General features: G+C 54.4%; 25 protein-coding genes and 1 pseudogene. 9 read left to right on the plus strand and 17 right to left on the minus strand.

Features of this window, described 5'->3' with window-relative positions; translation table 11 throughout:
• The first annotated feature begins 420 nt into the window (after nt 1-420).
• Nucleotides 421-813, plus strand: a complete 393-nt coding sequence (locus tag ACWKXX_RS04360) for a hypothetical protein (protein ID WP_023303483.1) — start codon at nt 421-423, stop codon at nt 811-813.
• 86 nt (nt 814-899) lie between these two features.
• Here ACWKXX_RS04360 and purB read toward each other — a convergent pair whose 3' ends face one another.
• Genes purB through rluE form a run of 5 tightly spaced genes read right to left on the minus strand, consistent with a single transcriptional unit; the run spans nt 900 to nt 5,235 of the window.
• Entirely contained in the window at nt 900-2,270 is a 1,371-nt protein-coding gene (gene purB / locus ACWKXX_RS04365; protein WP_017693620.1) for an adenylosuccinate lyase, read from the minus strand.
• A 19-nt stretch (nt 2,271-2,289) separates the two neighbouring features.
• A complete protein-coding gene (gene hflD, locus ACWKXX_RS04370; protein WP_261666295.1) occupies nt 2,290-2,919 on the minus strand; it encodes a high frequency lysogenization protein HflD in 630 nt (209 codons plus the stop codon).
• 27 nt (nt 2,920-2,946) lie between these two features.
• The gene (gene mnmA / locus ACWKXX_RS04375; RefSeq protein ID WP_032667904.1) at nt 2,947-4,059 is read right to left on the minus strand and encodes a tRNA 2-thiouridine(34) synthase MnmA; all 1,113 of its coding nucleotides are present in this window, start codon (nt 4,057-4,059) and stop codon (nt 2,947-2,949) included.
• Between the two features lie 40 nt (nt 4,060-4,099).
• Nucleotides 4,100-4,573 carry an NUDIX hydrolase gene (locus ACWKXX_RS04380; RefSeq protein ID WP_015570797.1) on the minus strand — a complete coding sequence of 158 codons (474 nt, stop codon included), beginning with the start codon at nt 4,571-4,573 and terminating at the stop codon, nt 4,100-4,102.
• Complete coding sequence (gene rluE, locus ACWKXX_RS04385; protein ID WP_017693618.1) at nt 4,573-5,235, minus strand: 23S rRNA pseudouridine(2457) synthase RluE; 663 nt, start codon at nt 5,233-5,235, stop codon at nt 4,573-4,575. The genes ACWKXX_RS04380 and rluE overlap by 1 nt, the downstream gene beginning before the upstream one ends.
• A 117-nt stretch (nt 5,236-5,352) precedes the next feature.
• Between rluE and icd the strand changes: the two genes are divergently transcribed.
• Both icd and ACWKXX_RS04395 read left to right on the plus strand, forming a co-directional pair.
• On the plus strand, nt 5,353-6,603 hold the full coding sequence (icd, locus tag ACWKXX_RS04390; protein WP_003857898.1) for an NADP-dependent isocitrate dehydrogenase: 1,251 nt from the start codon (nt 5,353-5,355) through the stop codon (nt 6,601-6,603).
• A gap of 75 nt (nt 6,604-6,678) precedes the next feature.
• The gene (locus ACWKXX_RS04395; protein ID WP_022650806.1) at nt 6,679-6,924 is read left to right on the plus strand and encodes a YmjA family protein; all 246 of its coding nucleotides are present in this window, start codon (nt 6,679-6,681) and stop codon (nt 6,922-6,924) included.
• Between the two features lie 4 nt (nt 6,925-6,928).
• Here ACWKXX_RS04395 and ACWKXX_RS04400 read toward each other — a convergent pair whose 3' ends face one another.
• Complete coding sequence (locus ACWKXX_RS04400; protein WP_023296321.1) at nt 6,929-8,428, minus strand: EAL domain-containing protein; 1,500 nt, start codon at nt 8,426-8,428, stop codon at nt 6,929-6,931.
• A gap of 124 nt (nt 8,429-8,552) precedes the next feature.
• The gene (yncL, locus tag ACWKXX_RS04405) at nt 8,553-8,645 is read right to left on the minus strand and encodes a stress response membrane protein YncL (RefSeq protein WP_071524166.1); all 93 of its coding nucleotides are present in this window, start codon (nt 8,643-8,645) and stop codon (nt 8,553-8,555) included.
• 369 nt (nt 8,646-9,014) lie between these two features.
• On the opposite strand from yncL, the gene ACWKXX_RS04410 reads away from it, so the two are divergent.
• The gene (locus ACWKXX_RS04410; RefSeq protein WP_003857896.1) at nt 9,015-9,263 is read left to right on the plus strand and encodes a GlsB/YeaQ/YmgE family stress response membrane protein; all 249 of its coding nucleotides are present in this window, start codon (nt 9,015-9,017) and stop codon (nt 9,261-9,263) included.
• 53 nt (nt 9,264-9,316) lie between these two features.
• Here ACWKXX_RS04410 and yoaJ read toward each other — a convergent pair whose 3' ends face one another.
• Genes yoaJ through ACWKXX_RS04425 form a run of 3 tightly spaced genes read right to left on the minus strand, consistent with a single transcriptional unit; the run spans nt 9,317 to nt 10,564 of the window.
• Nucleotides 9,317-9,391: a protein YoaJ gene (gene yoaJ, locus ACWKXX_RS04415; protein WP_015570794.1), complete on the minus strand. Its 75-nt coding sequence runs from the start codon at nt 9,389-9,391 to the stop codon at nt 9,317-9,319.
• Entirely contained in the window at nt 9,392-9,490 is a 99-nt protein-coding gene (locus ACWKXX_RS04420) for a YoaK family small membrane protein (protein WP_015570793.1), read from the minus strand.
• Nucleotides 9,491-9,535: 45 nt separating this feature from the next.
• Complete coding sequence (locus tag ACWKXX_RS04425) at nt 9,536-10,564, minus strand: sensor domain-containing diguanylate cyclase (protein ID WP_045344202.1); 1,029 nt, start codon at nt 10,562-10,564, stop codon at nt 9,536-9,538.
• 311 nt (nt 10,565-10,875) lie between these two features.
• Here ACWKXX_RS04425 and ACWKXX_RS04430 point away from each other — a divergent pair, with 311 nt between their 5' ends.
• Together ACWKXX_RS04430 and ACWKXX_RS04435 are read left to right on the plus strand one after the other, a co-directional pair.
• Nucleotides 10,876-11,130 carry a putative hemolysin gene (locus ACWKXX_RS04430; RefSeq protein ID WP_015570791.1) on the plus strand — a complete coding sequence of 85 codons (255 nt, stop codon included), beginning with the start codon at nt 10,876-10,878 and terminating at the stop codon, nt 11,128-11,130.
• Nucleotides 11,131-11,210: 80 nt separating this feature from the next.
• Nucleotides 11,211-11,516 (plus strand): hypothetical protein, encoded by a 306-nt coding sequence (locus ACWKXX_RS04435; protein WP_015570790.1) that lies wholly within the window; start codon nt 11,211-11,213, stop codon nt 11,514-11,516.
• On the opposite strand, the gene ACWKXX_RS04440 is transcribed toward ACWKXX_RS04435, so the two are convergent.
• A complete protein-coding gene (locus ACWKXX_RS04440) occupies nt 11,517-11,861 on the minus strand; it encodes a DUF488 domain-containing protein (RefSeq protein WP_015570789.1) in 345 nt (114 codons plus the stop codon). It abuts the gene before it with no gap.
• A 151-nt stretch (nt 11,862-12,012) separates the two neighbouring features.
• Here ACWKXX_RS04440 and ACWKXX_RS04445 point away from each other — a divergent pair, with 151 nt between their 5' ends.
• Nucleotides 12,013-12,720: a CTP synthase C-terminal region-related (seleno)protein gene (locus ACWKXX_RS04445; RefSeq protein ID WP_045344203.1), complete on the plus strand. Its 708-nt coding sequence runs from the start codon at nt 12,013-12,015 to the stop codon at nt 12,718-12,720.
• Nucleotides 12,721-12,751: 31 nt separating this feature from the next.
• On the opposite strand, the gene ACWKXX_RS04450 is transcribed toward ACWKXX_RS04445, so the two are convergent.
• Nucleotides 12,752-13,939 carry a CynX/NimT family MFS transporter gene (locus ACWKXX_RS04450; RefSeq protein ID WP_048247531.1) on the minus strand — a complete coding sequence of 396 codons (1,188 nt, stop codon included), beginning with the start codon at nt 13,937-13,939 and terminating at the stop codon, nt 12,752-12,754.
• Nucleotides 13,940-14,038: 99 nt separating this feature from the next.
• Between ACWKXX_RS04450 and ACWKXX_RS04455 the strand changes: the two genes are divergently transcribed.
• Nucleotides 14,039-14,830 (plus strand): AraC family transcriptional regulator, encoded by a 792-nt coding sequence (locus ACWKXX_RS04455; protein WP_058686308.1) that lies wholly within the window; start codon nt 14,039-14,041, stop codon nt 14,828-14,830.
• Here ACWKXX_RS04455 and ACWKXX_RS04460 read toward each other — a convergent pair.
• From ACWKXX_RS04460 to ACWKXX_RS04470, 3 genes and pseudogenes are all read right to left on the minus strand, one after another.
• Complete coding sequence (locus ACWKXX_RS04460; protein WP_003857881.1) at nt 14,814-15,260, minus strand: DUF441 domain-containing protein; 447 nt, start codon at nt 15,258-15,260, stop codon at nt 14,814-14,816. The genes ACWKXX_RS04455 and ACWKXX_RS04460 overlap by 17 nt on opposite strands.
• A gap of 106 nt (nt 15,261-15,366) precedes the next feature.
• Nucleotides 15,367-17,403, minus strand: coding sequence for a glycoside hydrolase family 31 protein (locus ACWKXX_RS04465; RefSeq protein ID WP_126498930.1), 2,037 nt, complete (start codon nt 17,401-17,403; stop codon nt 15,367-15,369).
• A gap of 15 nt (nt 17,404-17,418) precedes the next feature.
• A pseudogene (locus ACWKXX_RS04470) lies at nt 17,419-18,750 on the minus strand (glycoside-pentoside-hexuronide (GPH):cation symporter).
• A 287-nt stretch (nt 18,751-19,037) separates the two neighbouring features.
• Between ACWKXX_RS04470 and yoaI the strand changes: the two are divergent.
• A complete protein-coding gene (yoaI, locus tag ACWKXX_RS04475) occupies nt 19,038-19,139 on the plus strand; it encodes a small membrane protein YoaI (RefSeq protein ID WP_017384693.1) in 102 nt (33 codons plus the stop codon).
• Between the two features lie 20 nt (nt 19,140-19,159).
• Here yoaI and ACWKXX_RS04480 read toward each other — a convergent pair whose 3' ends face one another.
• Entirely contained in the window at nt 19,160-19,660 is a 501-nt protein-coding gene (locus tag ACWKXX_RS04480; RefSeq protein WP_032653242.1) for a YbaK/prolyl-tRNA synthetase associated domain-containing protein, read from the minus strand.
• A 99-nt stretch (nt 19,661-19,759) separates the two neighbouring features.
• Entirely contained in the window at nt 19,760-21,043 is a 1,284-nt protein-coding gene (locus ACWKXX_RS04485; protein ID WP_017384692.1) for a YeaH/YhbH family protein, read from the minus strand.
• Nucleotides 21,044-21,081: the final 38 nt, after the last annotated feature.

The raw sequence follows: 21,081 nt of genomic DNA on the forward strand, positions 1-21,081 counted from the left end.
GACACCAGCGCAATGAAATTAAATGATTTTTTCATGCTCCCGAACACAGGGGGGATGACGCCAGGCACCTGATTATTAAGTATGTTGACCTGAGCCTGGTTCATATCACCCACCCAACTCACGTAAGCCTCATGCGCCCCCAGCAGGCGCGGTTAATATAAACTGACTTGTTTTCGCAAGCTTTCGCAATCCCGATAAAACAGCCATCCGTTTATGAACTGTTGAAGGCGAGTCGCTTTTTGGACAGCACGAGCACGCCAGTTTTGTAAATATTGCCCTTTTTTTTTGTAAGGATGTTCTCACTATGCCTGGCTTTGTCTACGCTTATTTTATGGTGCGAAATTAGATTTGCATAAGATGTGCCAGAAAAGCAGCATTTTTACACAACAAAACAGCAATATAGCGAGTAAAGAGGACTTTATGGAATGGAAGGTTGTTGAGACTATTGCGAGCCCGGAAAGCGGAACCATCTTTTGCAAAGTTGAAACACAGTATGGCCTGAATTATATCCTGTGGTTAAAGGGAGATTATTACGTTCGTACAGGTGAAATCATCACCACTTCAAACCAGGGGATCCTGATTAACGATCGGCGGCGTAGAGTATGGATAGCGCAGGCAATGCCCTTTACATCAATAGGCTGGATGGGGTTCAAACAGAAAAACGCGTGTCCAGGCAACCGACAGGAGATGGATCGCCCGTGCACGGCTGAAACCCCGTGCCAGTTCAAACTGTGCCCGTTCGGCTTAAAACGGTATATTCCGGAAAGTTATTCCACGGCAAAAAATAACAATCAGCCTGACGGCAGGCTCTAATCCCGGCAAAACAGATAATGTGACGTGAAATGTCGGCTCGATGATGTAAAGCAGCCCCCTTTCCAGGTGGAAAGGGGGAAGGGCGATTACTTCAGCTCGTCAACCATAGCGATGGCACGGCCAATATAGTTTGCCGGGGTCATCTCTTTCAGGCGCGCTTTTTCTTCTTCTGGCAGCGCCAGACCGTCGATAAACTGTTTCATACCTTCAGCATCAACGCGTTTACCGCGGGTCAGCTCTTTGAGTTTCTCGTACGGTTTTTCGATGCCGTAACGACGCATCACGGTCTGAATCGGCTCCGCCAGCACTTCCCAGTTGTGATCCAGCTCGTCCAGCAGACGGTCGCGGTTAACTTCCAGTTTGCTCACACCTTTCAGGGTGGACTGGTAGGCGATCAGCGCGTAGCCAATACCTACGCCCAGGTTACGCAGCACCGTGGAGTCAGTCAGGTCGCGCTGCCAGCGAGATACCGGCAGCTTGCTCGCCATATGCTGCAACACGGCATTCGCCAGACCCAGGTTACCTTCGGAGTTTTCGAAGTCGATTGGGTTCACTTTGTGCGGCATGGTGGACGAACCGATTTCCCCGGCGATGGTCTTCTGCTTGAAGTGGTTCAGGGCGATGTAACCCCATACGTCACGATCGAAGTCGATCAGGATGGTGTTGAAGCGCGCAATGCAGTCAAACAGCTCGGCGATGTAGTCGTGCGGCTCAATCTGGGTGGTGTACGGGTTCCACTGGATCCCCAGAGAGGTCACAAACTCTTCGCTGAACTGGTGCCAGTCCACTTCCGGGTACGCGGCGATGTGGGCGTTGTAGTTACCCACCGCGCCGTTGATTTTGCCGAGGATCTCAACCTGCTCCAGCTGACGATACTGGCGTTCCATGCGGTACGCCACGTTCGCCATCTCTTTACCCATGGTGGATGGGGTTGCTGGCTGGCCGTGAGTACGGGACAGCAGCGGAATGTCGCGGTATTCCACGGACAGCGCTTTCACCGCATCAATGATTTTACGCCAGTAAGGGAGTACTACCTCTTTCCGCGCGGTAGAGAGCATCAGTGCGTGAGACAGGTTGTTAATATCTTCAGACGTACAGGCGAAGTGAATAAATTCAGATACCGCGTGCAGGGCAGGGACGCTTGCCACTTTCTCTTTCAGGAAGTATTCAACCGCTTTCACGTCGTGGTTGGTGGTGCGTTCGATGGTTTTAATGCGCGCGGCATCTTCTTCGCTGAACTCAGCAACGATTTTATCAAGGTAATCGTTTGCCTTTGCGTCAAAAGCAGGAACTTCCTTGATTGCTGTCTGGGCGGCCAGCTTTTGCAGCCAGCGTACTTCAACCTGAACACGGAACTTCAGCAGGCCATATTCGCTGAAGATCCCGCGCAGCGCGCTGACTTTATCGCCGTAGCGTCCATCGACAGGGGATACGGCGGTCAGTGAGGATAATTCCATAATTCGCAACTCCGGGAGGTTAACAATGAGCAAGAATTTGTTTTGCCTGAGTCGTCAGGCGATGACGAGAAAACATTAACTGTAGGCGGCCACCGCCGACCTGTTGCCACAGCACGGCGGCACGGATGCCTGCCAGCAGCGAAGCGCGTACCTTCGCCTGTACCTGTGGGCTTTGCAATACGGCAGGCGAACCGGTGACCTGAATACGCCGGCCGAGCGGGCTAATCACGTCAACGTAGATACCGGCCATCGCGCTGAGCAGGGTCTCAGACTGGAGGTCAAAGTGGTCGAGCTGGCGCTGTAGCCCGGCGATGCGGTCGCCCAGGGTATTCATTGCGCCTTTTGCCGCATTAAGCTTACGTTCCAGCACCATCAGGCTTAAGGTGTAGCGGGTCAGTTCCGCGTTCAACCCCTGACGGTTGCTGGCGTTGAGCACGCCGAGCAGAGTTTCAAGACCGAGACGAAGATTGGTTTCACTGCCGCCAAAGACGCCCAGCGTGGAGCCTGGGTTAAGATCGATAACGCTGTTGAGTGAAACGTGCAGGGCATCAGCGTCGCAATGACCCTGATGCGCCAGCTGTTGCACCAGACGGGCTGACTGGCAAATTCCCGCCAGCGCCAGGGTGATGTCATAATAGTTCTTCGCCACACGGTCTCCTTTATGTGTGCAAACGGTTTAAACAGCAGGCAGCGGCAGGCGCTGTTCAATGATCCCACCGCCGAGGCAAATTTCGCCGCGGTAGAAAACAGCAGACTGGCCAGGGGTAACGGCGGAAACCGGCTCGTCGAAACGCACGTCAATGCGATCGTCATCCAGTGCGGTTACGGTGCAAGGGATGTCCGTCTGGCGGTAGCGCGTTTTCACTGTGCAGCGTAGCGTGCCTTTCAGCGGCTCGCGATCGACCCAGTGCAGCTGTTGCGCGATCAGTCCAACGGACATCAGGCGCGGGTGGTCGTGACCCTGAGCCACAACCAGAATATTGTTTTCGACGTCTTTGTCGACCACGTACCACGGATCTTCGCTGCCCTCTTTGGTGCCGCCGATACCCAGACCTTTACGCTGGCCGAGAGTGTGGTACATCAGCCCCTGGTGCTGACCAATCTCATCGCCGTCAACGGTGACGATTTTGCCCGGCTGTGCAGGCAGGTAGCGCCCCAGGAACTCGCGGAATTTACGCTCGCCGATAAAACAAATACCGGTGGAGTCTTTTTTCTTCGCGGTGATCAGATCCAGATCTTCAGCAATCTTACGCACTTCCGGCTTTTCCAGCTCGCCGACCGGGAACAAACTTTGGGCAATCTGTTCGTGGCTCAGCGTATAGAGGAAGTAGCTCTGATCTTTGTTGCCGTCCAGGCCGCGCAGCAGCTGGCTTTTGCCATTCACATCCGCGCGACGCACGTAGTGGCCGGTCGCAATGTAGTCTGCGCCCAGGTCTTCCGCGGCGAATTCCAGGAAGGCTTTGAATTTGATCTCTTTGTTGCACAGGATATCCGGGTTTGGCGTGCGGCCCGCTTTGTACTCTTCGAGGAAGAGTTCAAAAACGTTGTCCCAGTATTCTGCGGCAAAGTTAACGGTGTGCAGTTCGATGCCGAGCTTATCGCACACGGCCTGCGCATCGGCGAGATCCGCAGCGGCAGTGCAGTATTCCTCGCCATCGTCTTCCTCCCAGTTCTTCATGAACAGGCCCTCCACCTTATAGCCCTGTTGCTGCAACAGGTAGGCGGAAACGGAGGAATCGACACCGCCGGACATGCCGACGATTACTTTTTTCTGGCTGTTATCTGACATGGAATACTCACGACATTGAACTTCAAGGCGGCGTATTCTATCACGCCCCCCCACCATTGACACCCTCTGTAAACGGCCAGTTAAACTCTGCAATGATATCCAGCGGCAGGCGCGCCGCAGACTGCCAGCAGCGGATGCTTTCCGCCACCAGCGGCGAACGCAGGTTTGGCGCGTTCAAGATCTCCTCGGCAGTCACCCACAGGCAGCGATCGATATCGTCGTCGTGCGGTTCAGTGGCGCACGTTTCGTTAAGTTCAACGGCGAATAAGAAGCGCAGGAAAGGCGTCTGGTCAGGCGCTATCCACTGATGCATACGGATAAAATGCTGCGGTTCGGCGCGGATACCCGTCTCCTCCCACAGCTCACGGGCTGCCGCCTGGCGTAAGGTTTCATTGGCTTCAAGATGCCCGGCAGGCTGGTTCCACAGCGCTTTGCCGTTGATGGTCTCTTCCACCACCAGGAATTTCCCCTGCGCATGGACCACGCAGGCGACCGTAACATGAGGTTTAAACATCAGTTCTCCTTAGGGGTAACATCCCGCCATTCCCCGTTTGCCAGCGAGTCCAGCGTGTAGCTGCCCATGGCATAGCGAATGAGTCGCAGGGTAGGGAAGCCCACATGCGCAGTCATGCGCCTGACCTGTCGGTTGCGGCCTTCATAAAGGGTGATTTTAAGCCAGCTGGTGGGAATGGATTTCCGCTCACGAATCGGCGGGTTGCGCGGCCATAGCCACTCGGGTTCATTCACGCGCTCAATACCAGCCGGCAGGGTGGGACCGTCGTTCAGCGTTACGCCGTTACGCAGTTTTGCCAGCGACGCGTCGTCCGGCTCGCCTTCAACCTGCACAAAGTAAATTTTCCCGGTACGCTTGCCCGGCTGAGTGAGCCTGGCCTGGAGCACGCCGTCATTGGTGAGCACCAGCAACCCTTCGCTGTCACGATCCAGACGTCCCGCCGCGTACACTCCCTGAACGGGAATAAAGTCCTTCAGCGTGCTGCGCCCGGCCTCGTCGGTAAACTGTGGCAATACATCGTAGGGTTTATTGAACAGTATGACCCGCGTTGGCTGGGGTTCTGGCGTTCTTCTGGTGGCTTGTCGTGAGCTGAATCGCTCAACCCGGTGTTTTCTAAAAGAAGTTTTCGTCATGGTATTTTCAGGCGTTATCAATTGCCGCATTATAGCCTAATAACGAAGACCTTTCATGGCGTCGGACAATCAGGTACTATCGGAAGGCTCATTACAATTTATTAACATAAGATCAGTAACAACCAGAAGCGCTCGAAGGAGAGGTTAATGGAAAGCAAAGTAGTTGTTCCGGCGGAAGGTAAAAAGATCACCCTGCAAAACGGCAAGATTAACGTTCCTCACAACCCGATTATCCCGTTCATTGAAGGCGACGGTATCGGCGTAGACGTTACCCCGGCAATGCTGAAAGTGGTTGATGCCGCTGTTGAGAAAGCCTACAAAGGCGAGCGTAAAATTTCCTGGATGGAAATTTACACCGGTGAAAAATCGACTCAAGTTTATGGCCAGGACGTCTGGCTGCCAGCCGAAACGCTGGACCTGATCCGCGACTATCGCGTTGCTATCAAAGGCCCTCTGACCACGCCAGTTGGCGGCGGCATTCGCTCCCTGAACGTGGCGCTGCGTCAGGAACTGGATCTATATGTGTGTCTGCGTCCGGTGCGTTACTACCAGGGCACCCCAAGCCCGGTTAAGCACCCGGAACTGACCGACATGGTTATCTTCCGTGAAAACTCAGAAGACATCTACGCCGGTATCGAATGGAAAGCGGACTCTGCTGATGCAGAAAAAGTGATTAAATTCCTGCGCGAAGAGATGGGCGTGAAGAAAATTCGCTTCCCTGAGCATTGCGGCATCGGCATCAAGCCATGCTCCGAAGAAGGGACCAAGCGTCTGGTGCGTGCCGCCATCGAATACGCTATCACCAACGATCGTGACTCTGTGACCCTGGTTCACAAAGGCAACATCATGAAGTTCACCGAAGGCGCGTTCAAAGACTGGGGCTACCAGCTGGCGACCGAAGAGTTCGGCGGTGAACTGATCGACGGCGGCCCATGGCAGAAAATTAAGAACCCGAACACCGGTAAAGAGATCATCATTAAAGATGTGATTGCCGATGCGTTCCTGCAACAGATCCTGCTGCGACCTGCTGAGTATGACGTGATCGCCTGTATGAACCTGAATGGTGACTACATCTCCGATGCGCTGGCCGCGCAGGTGGGGGGTATCGGTATCGCCCCGGGCGCGAACATCGGTGACGAGTGCGCCCTGTTCGAAGCAACTCACGGTACTGCACCTAAATATGCAGGCCAGGACAAAGTCAACCCAGGCTCTATCATTCTGTCCGCAGAGATGATGCTGCGCCATATGGAATGGTTCGAAGCCGCAGACCTGATCGTTAAGGGTATGGAAGGCGCGATTAACGCGAAAACCGTCACCTATGACTTTGAACGTCTGATGGAAGGCGCTAAACTGCTGAAATGCTCAGAGTTTGGCGACGCGATTATCGCGAACATGTAATCCACTCGCTGGGTTAAATGACAACGGGAGCCTGAGGGTTCCCGTTTTTTATGCACACAAGACGGAAACAACGCTATGACCCATGATATCCCGCTCAAGTATTATGACATCGTCGACGAGTATGCGACTGAAACGGCGAAACCGGTAGAAGAGGCAGAGCGTACGCCGCTGGCACACTATTTCCAGCTGCTGCTCACTCGCTTATACAACAATGAGGAAATCAGTGAAGAGGCGCAGCGGGAGATGGCTGTCCAGGCCGAGATAGACGAAGCGCGCATTGACGATATTGCAAACTTCCTGAATCAGTGGGGCAATGAATAACGCGTCATCGCGCTGAGTCTGCCAGCAGCCTGGCGAGGTCGTGCCGGGTTAGCGACTTTGAAAAGTACCAGCCTTGTACGAGGGCATCGGGGTATCTCTGCGCGATGAACTGATATTGCGTTTCGCTTTCAACCCCTTCAAAAACAAGGGTTTTGTGCAGTTTAGCGAGCGCGTCGCTGAAGATCACCAGGATATCCTGTTTATAGTGCTCGCTGATGCCGTCCACTAACGACTTATCCACCTTGATTTCGTCATATTTGAGATTTGATAGCCTGGCCAGATTAGAGTTTTGCACACCAAAATCGTCTATTGAAATTTTGACGCCTGCCGATTTAAGCTCCTCACAAAACTCTTCAAGGATGGCCGCGGTGGAAACGCCATTCTCGGATAACTCAACTTTGATTAACGATAAGGGAATCGCGTTCTCTGAGCATTCATGACGTAATACCGCCAGGAATTTGCCGTCTTCAATTTCCGTCCGGCCAACGTTCAGTGAAATCATTAACTGATGTTCAGCGGCCAGCGCGGCAATTTCCGCCAGGGATTTCTTTATCATGTTCTGATAATAAACGTTATACAGGCCAATTTTTTTAATTAACGGGATAAACAGCTCAGGAGAAACCTCTTTGTGATTGTTATCCTGCCATCTTGATAACACTTCAACCCCGACGATTTTCTTATCAGCAACCCGAATAACAGGCTGAAAATGAACGCTGATGGTATTCGCTTTTACCGCTTTGACCAGCGTTCGTTCCAGAGAACGTCGGTCTTCATAAAGTCGAAGAGAAAACAGCGTCAGGGATACCCAGATAAAGTATAAAAACAAGCACAGAAGCACCATCACTACGTGGGAGAGCGAAGCCAGTCCGGCATCATGGTGTGTGACGGTAACGCACAAATCCCAGCGCGTACTGCACTCTGTCACAGCCAGCGTAAATAACAGAGACTGTAAGCGGCTGAAGTTTTCTGATGGCGGCGTAACGGTGAAAAAGGTGCGGCCGAAATCTTTAGTGGAAGAACGAAGCGAATAGTTGGCGGTAACGGGGGCAAATTTATCGTAGGCTGAACGGGAGGTGAAGATAATAAGGTGGTTATAGATTGTCGCATTGCCGACAAAGAAATCTTTCTGCGAAAACTGCGCCAGGCTGAATCCGTTCTGGGTATTATGCAGCTCAGAGGGAAGGGCGATGGGATTTGCCAGCTTGCCCCAAAACGCGGTGCAGGTGATTTTCCCCTTTTCAATAAACCCCACATCGGCGAAATAGAGACTTCGCATCTTTAATTTTCGGTAGACGTTCAGACTGGCGCTATCGCATCCCTGCGCGGAGGTATTTTTAAGCGTACTGGCGATATTTTGCGTTAACTCTTCAGAATAGCTTAAGAGCGTGTGGGAGATCTCCCTCTGCCGGTTCTTTTGCTGCTCAGCGATAATGGCGTTAACCGCATACAGCGACAGGACGACCATAAAGGTTGAGATGATAGCAACGGCAATGGCCTTCTTCATTTTCCTGTTGTCCCACCACGTCCTGAGGTGCAGGGATCTTAACACAGGTCATAAAAGCTACAAGTACGAGAGTTGAGGCTGCACGGAATCGAAAGGAAAGCCACCATGCCAGGCTCCTTTCATCTCAGAACCACTCAAACCGTGTTGAGAGCAGTAGCAGTAACGTACTGGCAGAAACAAGATTAAGGCAGATGACAAACTTGCTTGATACGTTCATGTTATCAACGTTTTTGTTGTTCAGTAGCCACAGAGAATAGCGTTTCACCTCCACTGAAGAAACGCCAGATTTTGGTGGGTTCGGGCAAAAAAAAGCCCACTCAAGAGTGGGCAAGAAATACTGGAAGCAATGTGAGCAATGTCGTACTGAATACCTGAGTGATTTGCTCAACTATTCAGTAATGAGAAAGATAATCTTTCTCAGTAAAAGATGCAACCCCACGATGAGTGTGGAACGGCATTTTTTTACTGCTCATATTTTAATCAAACGAACCGTGTGATTCTTATCACAAATTTCCTTTCTCAGATCCTGTGCTATCCTTTTCTGTGTCGTTGATTTAATGACAAAAACCATACAGAGAGGAAAGCTATGGGAATTTTATCCTGGATTATCTTTGGGCTGATTGCGGGGATCCTGGCGAAGTGGATTATGCCGGGCAAAGATGGCGGCGGTTTCATCGTCACGATCATTCTGGGGATTGTGGGTGCAGTCGTCGGTGGCTGGATCAGTACCCTGTTCGGCTTTGGCAGAGTTGATGGCTTCAACTTCGGCAGCTTTGTCGTCGCGGTGATTGGCGCGCTGGTTGTTCTGTTTATCTACAGAAAAATCAAAAGCTAAATCTGACCTGTGTTAAAAAAGGCTGCCTGACGGCGGCCTTTTTACTTTGGGCGTTACCACCAGCCTAACTGCGTACCGGCGACGGCCACGATGGCGACAATCAACATGATGATGGTCGTTTTTCTCATTTAAGCCCCCGGCGCGGCGTAACCGCCAAGGAAAAACCAGCCTAAAAACACCACCGCTGTGATAAAAATAACCACCGGAAAGAGGATCCCTATTCTCATGCCATCACCTGTTTGAGTTTGTATAAGGCCGTAGAGTGTACGGTTTTAATCTAACGCGACAAAGCCTGTTTTGCTTTTTCCTTTTTTATCCTGATACATCGCGAGGTCTGCGGTGCGCAGGGCGCTATCTTCATCCGTGCTGTGAGGATCAACAATAACGACGCCAAGGCTTGCGCCGGGATAAAGAATAGTGGCATTGCCTAACCCGTATTCGCCCGCAATAAGACCATTGAGGCGGGTTTTGATTGCGTTGACCTCTGTACTGGCGTCGCCATCATCGCTGTGACTCAGGCTGGCAACCAGAAATTCATCGCCGCCGAGCCGGCCAATAATCTCATCCTGCGTTTGCTCGTGAGTCAGCCGCTTGCCGACCTGTACGAGGAAGCGATCGCCCGCCTCATGCCCGTACTGGTCATTGATTCGCTTGAAATCATCGAGGTCAATAAAAGCCATCATGACGTTGCGGTTAAGATGGCGCGCCAGTGAGAACAGGGTGGTAAGGTTTTCAAAAATGGCGCGACGATTCGGCAGGCCGGTGAGGGCGTCGGTGTAAGAGTGAGCAATGAGCGCCGCATTTGCTTCGCGAAGCTGAAGCACAAGCGACTCTTTCTGAATGTACTGACCAATTAAACCGGCAAAGAGTCTGATCACCTGCTCGCCACGCTCGCTGAACTGTTTCTGTGCGGTGCTGGCAGCGCAAAGCGTGCCATACAGAGAACCGTCAGCCAGGTGAACCGGCACGCTCATATAGGTTGTAATGCCCAGTGCTTTGGCAGCTTCACACTCCGGCCAGCGGTCGGGCACCTCGTTACTGAACAACGTGTCGCTGTCGATGGCGCGCTTACACAGTGTTTCGTCCCAGGGCACGCTGAACCCTTCCGGGATCTGCATTTGCTTGCTGTTACGGGCATATAAAATGTGCTGCAAACGCGCATTGATATCGACTTTCGTCAGGTAGGTTGATTCCATATCCGTCACAATTTCCAGCATTTCCAGTAGCTGACGCACCAGACTGTCGAGAGATTGCTCAGTGGAGAGGGTTTCTGAAACACGGGCAAGAATGATATCTGACATGAGGCAGGATGACTCCCATGCAGAAGACCTCTGTATCTGCATGTTATGCTGAAAATATAGACTCCGGTCATAGTAAAACATGAACAGGATTAATTTTATAGATTCTTCTGAAGGCAGATGAGGGGAAGACTAAAAAAAGCCCCGATGTTGAGATCGGGGCAAAACATCTTGATTACGGAATGATGTTCTCTGGTCAGTGTGAGAACAGGCATCACTATAAGGGGGAATCGTGCAGGTTTAATGGAGAAATCATGGAGAAAACGGCGATGACCCGTTACTCTGACATTTTTACACCCTGAAGGATCATGATAATGAAATATCTTCTCCTGGCGCTGGTTTTACCGCTGGCCGCCTGCTCAACAAAGACAACCCCTCCTGATGCGCCTCAACCGCCGCACGCTATTGGTATGGCAAACCCGGCGTCAGTGTACTGTCTGGAGAAAGGGGGAGAGCAAATCCCTGTTCAAAGCCCGCAGGGCGTACGTACCGAGTGCAAATTGCCCGGCGGGGAAGTGATCGATGAATGGGATCTCTACCGCCGCGATCACCCGCAACCGACCAGATGACAACGGCAATAAAACTGCGATACACTTCTCTTTAGGATTATTCTTAGCCAGTTTCTGGCAGTACTTTTGCGAGAAGAAGTATGTTTCAGTTAAAACCGGGCAGCATGGCGATGATCGTGGGTGCGCGTACGGCGGCAGGCCGTCGAAATATCGGTAAATCCGTCGAGCTGTTTGGACTTTGTCAGCCGGGCCAGCGTTTTGTGAACCCGGTTAACGGCGTCATGACGCAATTACCCGCCACGTCAGCGCGTGCGCTGTGGCTGGTCACCGGTGATGTTTACGCCTTTGATAATCAGCACGGTTTTGCGTTTGTTCGCCCGGAACATCTGATGCCGCTTACTCCCGACGAGATGCCACACAACGTGGATGAGCTGGCGATCGGTTAATCACAGTTTACGCAGCCAGTCCGCCAGTACCTGCGCGTGATTCTGCTCCGTATTTTTCGCCCCATAGAGTAGCGTCACGGTCTGCTGTTTGGCGAGAGCCGCCAGGCGTTTGCCTTCATCCGGATGCTGCGCCAGCTCTTTACGATAGGCTTCACTGAACGCGGTGAAATCTATCGTTTCACTGTGAAAAGCTTTTCGCAGTTCGCTGGACGGCGTTAGCGCTTTACACCACTCGTCACAGGCGAGGTCGGTCTTTTTTATCCCTCGCGGCCAGAGTCTGTCGACCAGGATCCGGTAACCGTCTTTTGAGGTCGCCTGCTCATACACGCGTTTACATTGAATCATGGGTCCTCCTCATTTCCTTACGACGTTCTGCAAGAACACTATAGCACCCGGCTTTTATCCACCCAATTTAAGGTATTGTGATAATTGCAAAAGATCGGTAGTCTGAGGTTCCTTATGTTATCTGAAAATCCTCCGGCATAAGGAATCTCTGATGGAACTCTCCCCGGTTAAAACGACGCTGCGCATTGCGCTGGTTGGTGATTACAATCCCGATGTTATTGCGCACCAGGCGATCCCGCTGGCGATTGACGACGCCGCTGCGGTTCTGGAGCTCACCGCTGATTATGACTGGCTCGCCACGCCTGAGCTGACCAGCCCCGAAGACCTGGTCGGGTACGATGCCATCTGGCTGGTACCGGCAAGCCCGTATAAAAACACCGAGGCGGCGTTTATTGCGGCCCGTTACGCGCGTGAGAACAGCATCCCCTTTCTCGGCACCTGCGGCGGGTTCCAGCATGCGCTGATTGAGTATGCGCGTAATGTACTGGGCTGGCACGATGCAGGCCATGCCGAAACCGACACCGAGGGAAGGATGGTAATTGCGCCGCTGACCTGCTCGCTGGTGGAAAAAACCGACGCGATCGAGCTGCGGAATAACACGCTGATTGCTAAAGCGTATGGCAAGCCGGAAATTCAGGAGGGGTATCACTGCAATTACGGCGTCTCACCTGAGTTTGCCGACCAGCTTGAGCGGGGCGACATGCGCGTAACGGGCTGGGACGAGCAGGGCGAGATCCGCGCGGCAGAGCTGGTAACCCATCCTTTCTTTGTCCTCACCCTGTTCCAGCATGAGCGGGCCGCGCTGCAAGGGCGCCCGGTCGTGCTGGTACAGGCCATGCTGCGGGCGGCGCAGGGATAAAAAAAGCAGACCTCCGGGTCTGCCTTGAATGTCAGCGGGGTGTGATCTCCCGGTCACGCCCGGCAAGCATACCGCATAATGCCATCACTACCGCGGCCAGCGCGCAGGCGAGCAGCGGAATGCGCCAGTCTCCGGCGGTATCGTGAATTTTCCCCATCAGCGGTGGGCCACAGGCCGCCAGAAGATAGCCAATCGACTGTGCCATGCCGGAGAGCGCCGCGGCCTGATGGGCCGAGCTGGCGCGCAGCCCTATAAACGTCAGGCCGAGGATCATGGTGGCGCCGGATCCAAAGCCAAACGCCAGCGTCCAGACGACGGCCAGCCCCGGCGCGAACCAGAACCCGGCCGCGCTGACGGCGCACATCAGGGCGACTAGCCCGGCAATGCCACGCTGATCGTTAAGACGGTGCAGGATCAGCGGAATGGCGAGACCGGGAACCGCGGTTGCCAGCTGGAGAAGCCCGTGCATGGAGCCAGCCTGCGTTTCGCTGTAGCCATGGCTAAGCAAAATCGCGGGTAACCAGCCGATAATGACGTAGTAAATCAGCGAGTTAATGCCCAGAAAAAGCGTCACCTGCCAGGCGAGCGCCGAGCGCCAGATAGCCCGATTGTGCAGCGCGCCCGCTCCGGTCAGGGTGGCGGCCGGCTTCTGGCGCCATTGCGGTAACCACAGCAGCAGCGCCACCAGCGGGAAGAACATCAGCATCAGCAGCGCCCCGTGCCAGCCACCACTCCCCAGCGACAGCGGGACGATCAGCGCCGACCCTGCGGCAGCAGCGGCTCCCATCGTCAGCGAATAAGCCCCCGTCAGTTTTGCGACCTGGCCCGGAAAATCACGTTTGATTAAGCCAGGTAACAGGACATTGCCCAGCGCAATCCCACAGCCCACGATCGCCGTACCGATAAACAGCAGCGAGGCCGACGGCAGCGAACGTACGCCAATCCCGATGCAAATCAGCAGCAGAGCGATAAAAAGGCTGCGCTCCATGCCCAGGCGCCGGGCGACGCCTGCGGCAAGGGGAGAGATAAAGGCGAAGGCCAGCAGAGGCAGCGTCGTGAGCAGGCCGGTTTGCGCCGTGCTTAAACCATAGTCCTGTCGGATGGTATCGAGCAGGGGGGCGACACCGGTAAAGGTGACGCGCAGCGTCGTGGCAATCATCAGGATGCCTGCAATCAGCAGCGCACCCTGTTTCCCGGAAGGTTGAATAGCAGTAGTCATTATTGTCTCTTACGTTCAGGCGAGCGCATACCATACCGATTTAAGTCGTGGTTGAAATCAGGCTAAAATGACAGTTTATCGCTAATATCGGACAACTTTATGTACGGACTGGGGCTCGATGGCTACGATCCCGATAGCCAGCACGACGCGGCGGTGGCCTTTCGCATCCGCGTGGTGGCACAGGAACAATATATTCCGCTGCATCAGCACCGCAAAGGGCAGCTGATTATGGCGCTGGGTGGCGCGATCACCTGTGAAGTGGAGAACGCGATGCTGATGGTGCCGCCCCAGTATGCGGTGTGGATCCCGGGACAAACGCCGCACAGCAACAAGGCGACGCCCGGCGCGCAGCTCTGTCTGCTGTTTATTGAACCCGGTGCGCTCGAATTGCCGACGCGTACCTGTACGCTGAAAATATCGCCCCTGGTGCGGGAGCTGGTGCTGGCGCTTGCGGACAGGTCACGGGAGGAACTGCCTCTTCCCCCTACCGGAAGGCTGGTTGACGTCCTGTTTGATGAACTGCCCCTGCAACCGCAGGAGCATCTACAGCTGCCGGTATCTCCGCATCCAAAAATTCGCCTGATGAGTGAGACCATGGCAAACGAACCTGCCGCCTGGCAGACGCTGGCGCAGTGGGCCAGCCACTTTGCCATGAGCGAACGCAATCTGGCGCGGCTGGTGGTGAAAGAGACTGGCTTGAGCTTTCGCCGCTGGCGGCACCAGCTCCAGCTGATTGTCGCATTGCAGTTTTTGATCGGCGGAAAGTCGGTTCAGCAGGCGGCGCAGGCGCTGGGGTATGACTCCACCACCGCCTTCATCACCATGTTTAAGAAAGGACTGGGACAGACGCCCGCCCGCTATATCGCCAGCCTGACTACGACTTCCCGATAAACAGCGAAACCAGTCCGGCAGCAATCAGCGGGCCAACCGGCACGCCACGAAACAGCGCCACGCCTAACACGGTGCCCACCAGCAGCCCGGCCACCAGTGAAGGCTGGCTGCTCATCAGCGTCACGCCGCGCCCGCCAAGCCATGAGACAAAAACGCCCACCGCAATCGCCACCAGCGATTTCCAGTTTACAAAGGAGTGCAGCAGCGTTGAGGCCGGTAGCGTTCCGCTGGCAATCGGGGCCATCACGCCGATGGTCAAAATAATGATCCCGATGGTAAGCCCCTGTTTTTCTATCCACGGGAAGAAGGTATTCAATGGTGTGACGCGAACGATGATCAGGACCAGAATGGAAATCGCGACGGTGGTGTTGTGGCTGACAAAACCCAGAGCAGCCAGGGCCAAAAGTATGAGCAGTGTAGGGTCGAACATGACGGGATCCTTGCCAAAAATAGTAAGCCTGCTTACTTTACGCGCAAACGCGACGGCAGGCAGGCTTTACTGAAAAAATTGTCTATTTTTGGGCACTTGCCTGACGTCAGTCCACCAGCTGCTGGATAAGTGGACTTCCCTCGCGGATAAACACCGGGATGGTTTCCAGCGCCGCAGGCACCCGGATATGCTCCCCACCGGCGTAGCGCTCACCGTTGAGAGCGACCCAGCTATTGCCCGTCGGCAGCCAGACATCGCGCTCACGCTGACCGGCCTGCATAACCGGCGCCACCAGCAGATCTTCGCCAAACAGATACTGATCTTCACACGCCCAGCTCTGCTTATCCTGCGGATATTGCCAGAACAGCGGACGCATGAGCGGGTCTCCGTGCAGATGAGCCTGCTGGTACAACGCGTCAATATACGGGCGCAGGGTTTCGCGCACGGTAAGCCAGTGCTGCATGATGGCGTAATTCTCTTCTCCGTAACTCCACAGCTCATTAGGCGAACCGCTGTTACACTGAGGAATGCCGTCACGGTAGCGCTCCGGGGGCTGGATCTGCGGTTCGCGATAGCCGTGCATGCGCAGAACCGGTGTAAACACCGCCCACTGGAACCAACGGATCAGCAATTCGTGGAACGCCGGGTCGTTAACGTTCCCTCCCTGGAAGCCACCGATATCGGTTGTCCACCATGGGATCCCCGCCAGCCCCATATTCAGTCCCGCGGCGAGTTGATTGCGAAAAGCATGGAACGAGGAGTGGACATCACCCGACCACGCCAGCACGCCGAAGCGCTGGCTGCCTGCCCAGGCACAGCGTACCAGGTTAACAATGTCGGTTTCACCATTTGCCTGGAGCCCATCGAAAAAGCCCTGCGCAAAGTCACGCGGGTAGCGATTGCCCACTTCCAGCACCGGACCGGCGTGGTAGCGATAGTTGTCAAAATCATAGGCGCGGTATTCCGGCTCCGCTTCGTCCAGCCAGAACAGCTTAATGCCCATGTCGTAGTAATTTTTCTTCACCGTATCCCAGACGAATTTCCGCGCCTCAGGATGGGTCGCATCAAAGAAGGTGGTATTGCCCATAAAATCGAGGTTGACCTGCACGCCACGTTCACTGCTGACCAGCCAGCCTTTGGCTTTCATCAGCGGGTAGAGAGGGCTGCGCGCCTCTACCGTTGGCCACACCGACACCATCAGCGCAATACCCATTTCGCGCAGCTCGTCGACCATCCCTTCAGGATCGGGCCAGTCTACGGGGTCGAAGCACCAGGTGCCCTGATTCGGCCAGTGGAAAAAGTCGATGACCATCACCGACAGCGGCAGATTACGGCGGCGATACTCCCGCGCAACCTCCAGCACCTCCTGCTGGGTGCGGTAGCGTAATTTGCACTGCCACAGCCCGCTGATAAACGCCGGGGCGGAGGGCGGAGTACCGGTGGCTTTCACATACTGGCGGGTGATATCCGCCACCGTATCAGCGGCGGTGATCCAGTAGTCCATTTCTCCCGTCACGCGGGCGCGCCATTCCGTCTGATTTTTTGCAAAGCTGGCTTCACCAATCGCCGGGTTGTTCCAAAGCAGGCCATAGCCAAGGCTGGACTGCATAAAGGGCACGCTGGCCTGGGAGTTGCGCTGCGCCAGTTCCAGCGTACAGCCTTTCAGATCCAGCCACGGCTGTTGATACTGACCCATGCCATAGATGCGTTCATCCGGACGCGATTCAAACCGGACGGTGAGCTGATATTTCCCCCCCATTAGCGGCTTAAATTCGCGGCCATCCAGCTTCAGGGCGCTGACATATTTATCCTGACTTTTCTCGCTGGCACCGATACCCACCGTTGAGCGCTGGCGCCACATCTCCTCCAGCAGCAGTTCGCCGCGCTGATTGTAGAAGGCCAGCTGACCTTTAAGGTTCAGCGTCGCGGTAATATTGCCGTTGCGCAGCGTCAGGCTTTCCGCTTCGGCGACAATCTCAGCCTGGCAAGGGGCGGCGGGCAACAGTGCCTGTAAAGCGTCATCAAAAGCCGGAGAGCAGGTGGCCCTGACGCGCAGGCTGTTTTCCCCCCACGGTTCAATACGCAGGATCTGGCGTTCAAAACGCCATTCGATGCTGTTGGAATGTTGGATCAGCTCACTCATGGATAACGCGTCCTTCTAAACAGGGTGTTTGGCAAGATGGATGGATTGCATTGTGCTGTCGTCGAGCTTGTACCAGCGCAGCGTGGCAAACGCGCAGAGTGACAAGACGCCAGGCACGACGGTGAAGAGGGCGATGATGCAGTACATGGCCGTGGTGGTCTGTTCCGGGGCATTGGCGACATAGCCGCTTAAGCCCAGCGTCCAGCCAACAATCGCGCCGCTGATCGCCATCCCCAGCTTGAGTACGGCGAGGAAGGTGGAGAAGATCACGCCGTCCATGCGTTTGCCCTGTTTCCATTCGCCGTAATCGGCGACGTCCGCCATCATTACCCACATCAGCGTGGTGGTGGCCTGGTAAAGGGTGGAGACGATAAACGTCATGGGCACCAGAATAAGCACTGACTTCGGCGCAAAGAACAGGGCGATGCTGAGTACCCCCGCCAGTACGGAACAGTATCCAAACATCTGCACTTTGCTGACGTTCTGCGTCAGACGTTTGGCCAGCGCGCTGCCTGCGGCTTTCCCGAGAATATGCGCCCCGAGCATCCACATAAAATAGCTCGCGCTACCGAGATAATAAGTCACGAAATACATCATTGCGCCAAGGCGAATAACGCCAAAACCAATGTTGGTTAATACCAGGACGGCGACAACCCGCCATTGGTCGTTTCGTAATAAATCCCGCAGTTCCGCAAGATAATTATTGTGGGTAGCGGGAGCCTTAATACGTTCACGCGTATTGGCGAAGCAGATCCAGAACATGATGACCGCGACGGTCGCCATAATGGCCATCGCTCAGCGGTAGCCCAGTAATTTATCATCGCCGCCTAAAAACTCTGCCAGCGGCATCATAAAGAATGTCGACAGCGCGCCGCCTAGCGTGGCCAGGAAAAAGCGATAAGACTGGAGGGAAATTCGCGCATCGTTGTCGGGCGTAATCACCGCGCCCATGGAGCAATAGGGAATATTGATTGCGGTATACATCAGCATCATCAGGGTATAGCTGACGGTGGCGAAAATCATTTTACCGTGCAGATCGAGCGATGCCGGCACAGCGTAGGTCAGCAGACAACTTGCGCCAAAGGGCAGCGCCAGCCACAGCATCCAGGGGCGGAATTTGCCCCAGCGCGTGCGCGTCCTGTCTGCGATATAGCCCATCGCCGGGTCTATTATGGCATCGGCGGTTCTCGCCAGAAGAAACATGGTGCCCACGAATGCGGCAGGTAGCCCCACCACGTCCGTATAGTAAAACGTCAGAAAAATAATGACGTTATCCAGCCCAATATGGCTCGCCATATCGCCTAACCCATAACTGATTTTTTCTTTACGGGTAATTATTTCGGTCATTGTATTCACCTTGCCATTGTAAGGTTTATTTATGAGGTGCTCCGTAAACAGGTTTAACCAGGATGAAAAGGTTAACAATTGCGAGATCTGGCATTGGGGTTACGTAAATTTCTTTTCGTGATACCGGTAACAAATAAAGTATTTAAACAGTGACTTTATACGGGGGAAGGATAGTTAACAGCGAATCGTTTCAGCGGAAAAATAGTTATTTCGCGGACGCGTCATTGTCATTTAACTGTCATTGTGCGGGGGTAAAAAAGAGGCAAATGGGCAAAGCAGAGGGCATCATGAACGATCCTATGTTTGTCGAAACGCTGATTATCTCCTCATCGTTTTTTATCATCGCGATTATTTTGATTGCTTCCGTGCTGCTGCTGGAAAACGGCTGACCGTTAGCCAGCCGCTGTATTTACTGTTTACGGAACGTCACCAGTTCAGGACGAGCGATACGCAGATAGTCCTGGGTATCCATAATCACCGATTTTTCCAGCAGGCCGGCGTTAAACGCGATCTCGTCGAAGCGCTCAAACAGCAGCGGATCGGCGACCAGCGTCAGATCCGGGTGAAAGCTGAAGGGGGGAATGGCGCCGAAAACGCAGCCGGTAAGCGCATCCACTTCAGCCGGACTGGCGAGCGAGGCCTTTAGCCCACCGAAATGACTGGCCAGCAGGCTCAGATCGGCCTGCCGATCGGCGGCGAGGATTGCCAGAATATGTTTCTTAACGCCGTTGCCTTTTACCTTGCAGACCAGTGCTTTTGCACCCTGTCGGAGATCGGTCCCGCGAATTTCACTGACCGCTTCGCATTTCCCAACGGCCTCATGCGCCACCACGCGAAAGCGCGCCTCCTGCTCGGTTAATAAGCTGATTAGCTGCTGATGGGTCGTCGTCCCGGTCACGTCATCAGACATAACGATTTCACCTGTGATTTGCCAATACGTAGCTTGCTACATTAGCACGGGACGGAGAGGGCTGAAAGAAAACAGCCAGCGGGCGCGCTGGCTGTTGGGTCATGCGTTGCTGGTGGACGACTGCTTCTGGAACAGTTCCCGGAAGACCGGATAGATGTCATCCTGGTCACGAATGTGCTGCATCGCAAAGTTATCGAACATCGCTTGCAGATGCTCATACTCACGCCACAGCGTCTGGTGGGCGCGACGGGTAATTTCAATGTAGCTGTAGTAACGCACCACCGGCAGGATCTTCTTCGCCAGAATTTCATGACACAGCGGCGAGTCATCCGCCCAGTTATCGCCATCCGATGCTTGCGCGGCGTAGATGTTCCACTGCGCCGGATCGTAGCGCTCCTTCACCACCTCATCCATCAGCTTCAGGGCGCTCGACACGATGGTGCCGCCGGTCTCCTGCGAGTAGAAGAACTCATGTTCATCCACCTCTTTCGCCTGAGTGTGATGGCGGATGTAGACCACCTCCACGTTCTTATACGTTCTGCTCAGGAACAGATAGAGCAGAATATAAAAACGCTTAGCCATATCCTTGGTGGCCTGATCCATTGAACCTGACACGTCCATCAGGCAGAACATCACCGCCTGGCTGGAAGGCTCCGGCCGTTTTTCGTAGTTCTTGTAGCGCAGGTCGAACGTGTCGATAAACGGCACCCGGTCGATCTTCGCCCGCAGTTCGGCGATCTCTTTTCGCAGGCGCTCCTCTTCCAGCAGTTGCGCCGGTTCGGTGTTTTCCACCACTTTCAGGCTGGTTTCCAGCTCGCGCAGTTCGCGCCGTTTGCCTGCCGTCATCGCCGTGCGTCGCGCCAGCGAGTTTTGCAGTGAACGCACCACGCTGATGTTGGCGGGCACCCCGTTTGCGGTATAACCCGCGCGATGGGTTTTGTATTCGTTGAGCTGACGGTGCTGATTCTTTCTCAGATTCGGCAGGGCCAGATCCTCAAACAGCAGGTCGAGATATTCGTCTTTTGAAATCTGGAAGACGAACTCGTCCTGGCCTTCACCGTCCTGGCTGGCCTGTCCCTGACCGCTGCCAGAACCGCCGCCTCCGCCTTGTGGCCGCTCGATTCTGTCATTCTGGACGAAGTGGTCATTACCTGGGTGCACGCGATGGCGAAGGCCGCCACGCCCCTGATGAAACATCGGTTCGCTGATGTCATCGTTAGGGATGGAGACGGATTCGCCGCTGTCGACGTCGGTCACCGAGCGTTTGTTGATGGCCTCGGAGATCGACTGTTTAATTTGCGCTTTATAACGGCGCAAGAAGCGCTGGCGATTCACCGTGCTCTTGTTTTTGCCGTTAAGACGCCGGTCAATAAACCAGGTCATATATCCCCCGTACTGCATTTGCCAACTTGCAGCGTCCG

The organism is Enterobacter sp. UPMP2061, from assembly GCF_053709615.1.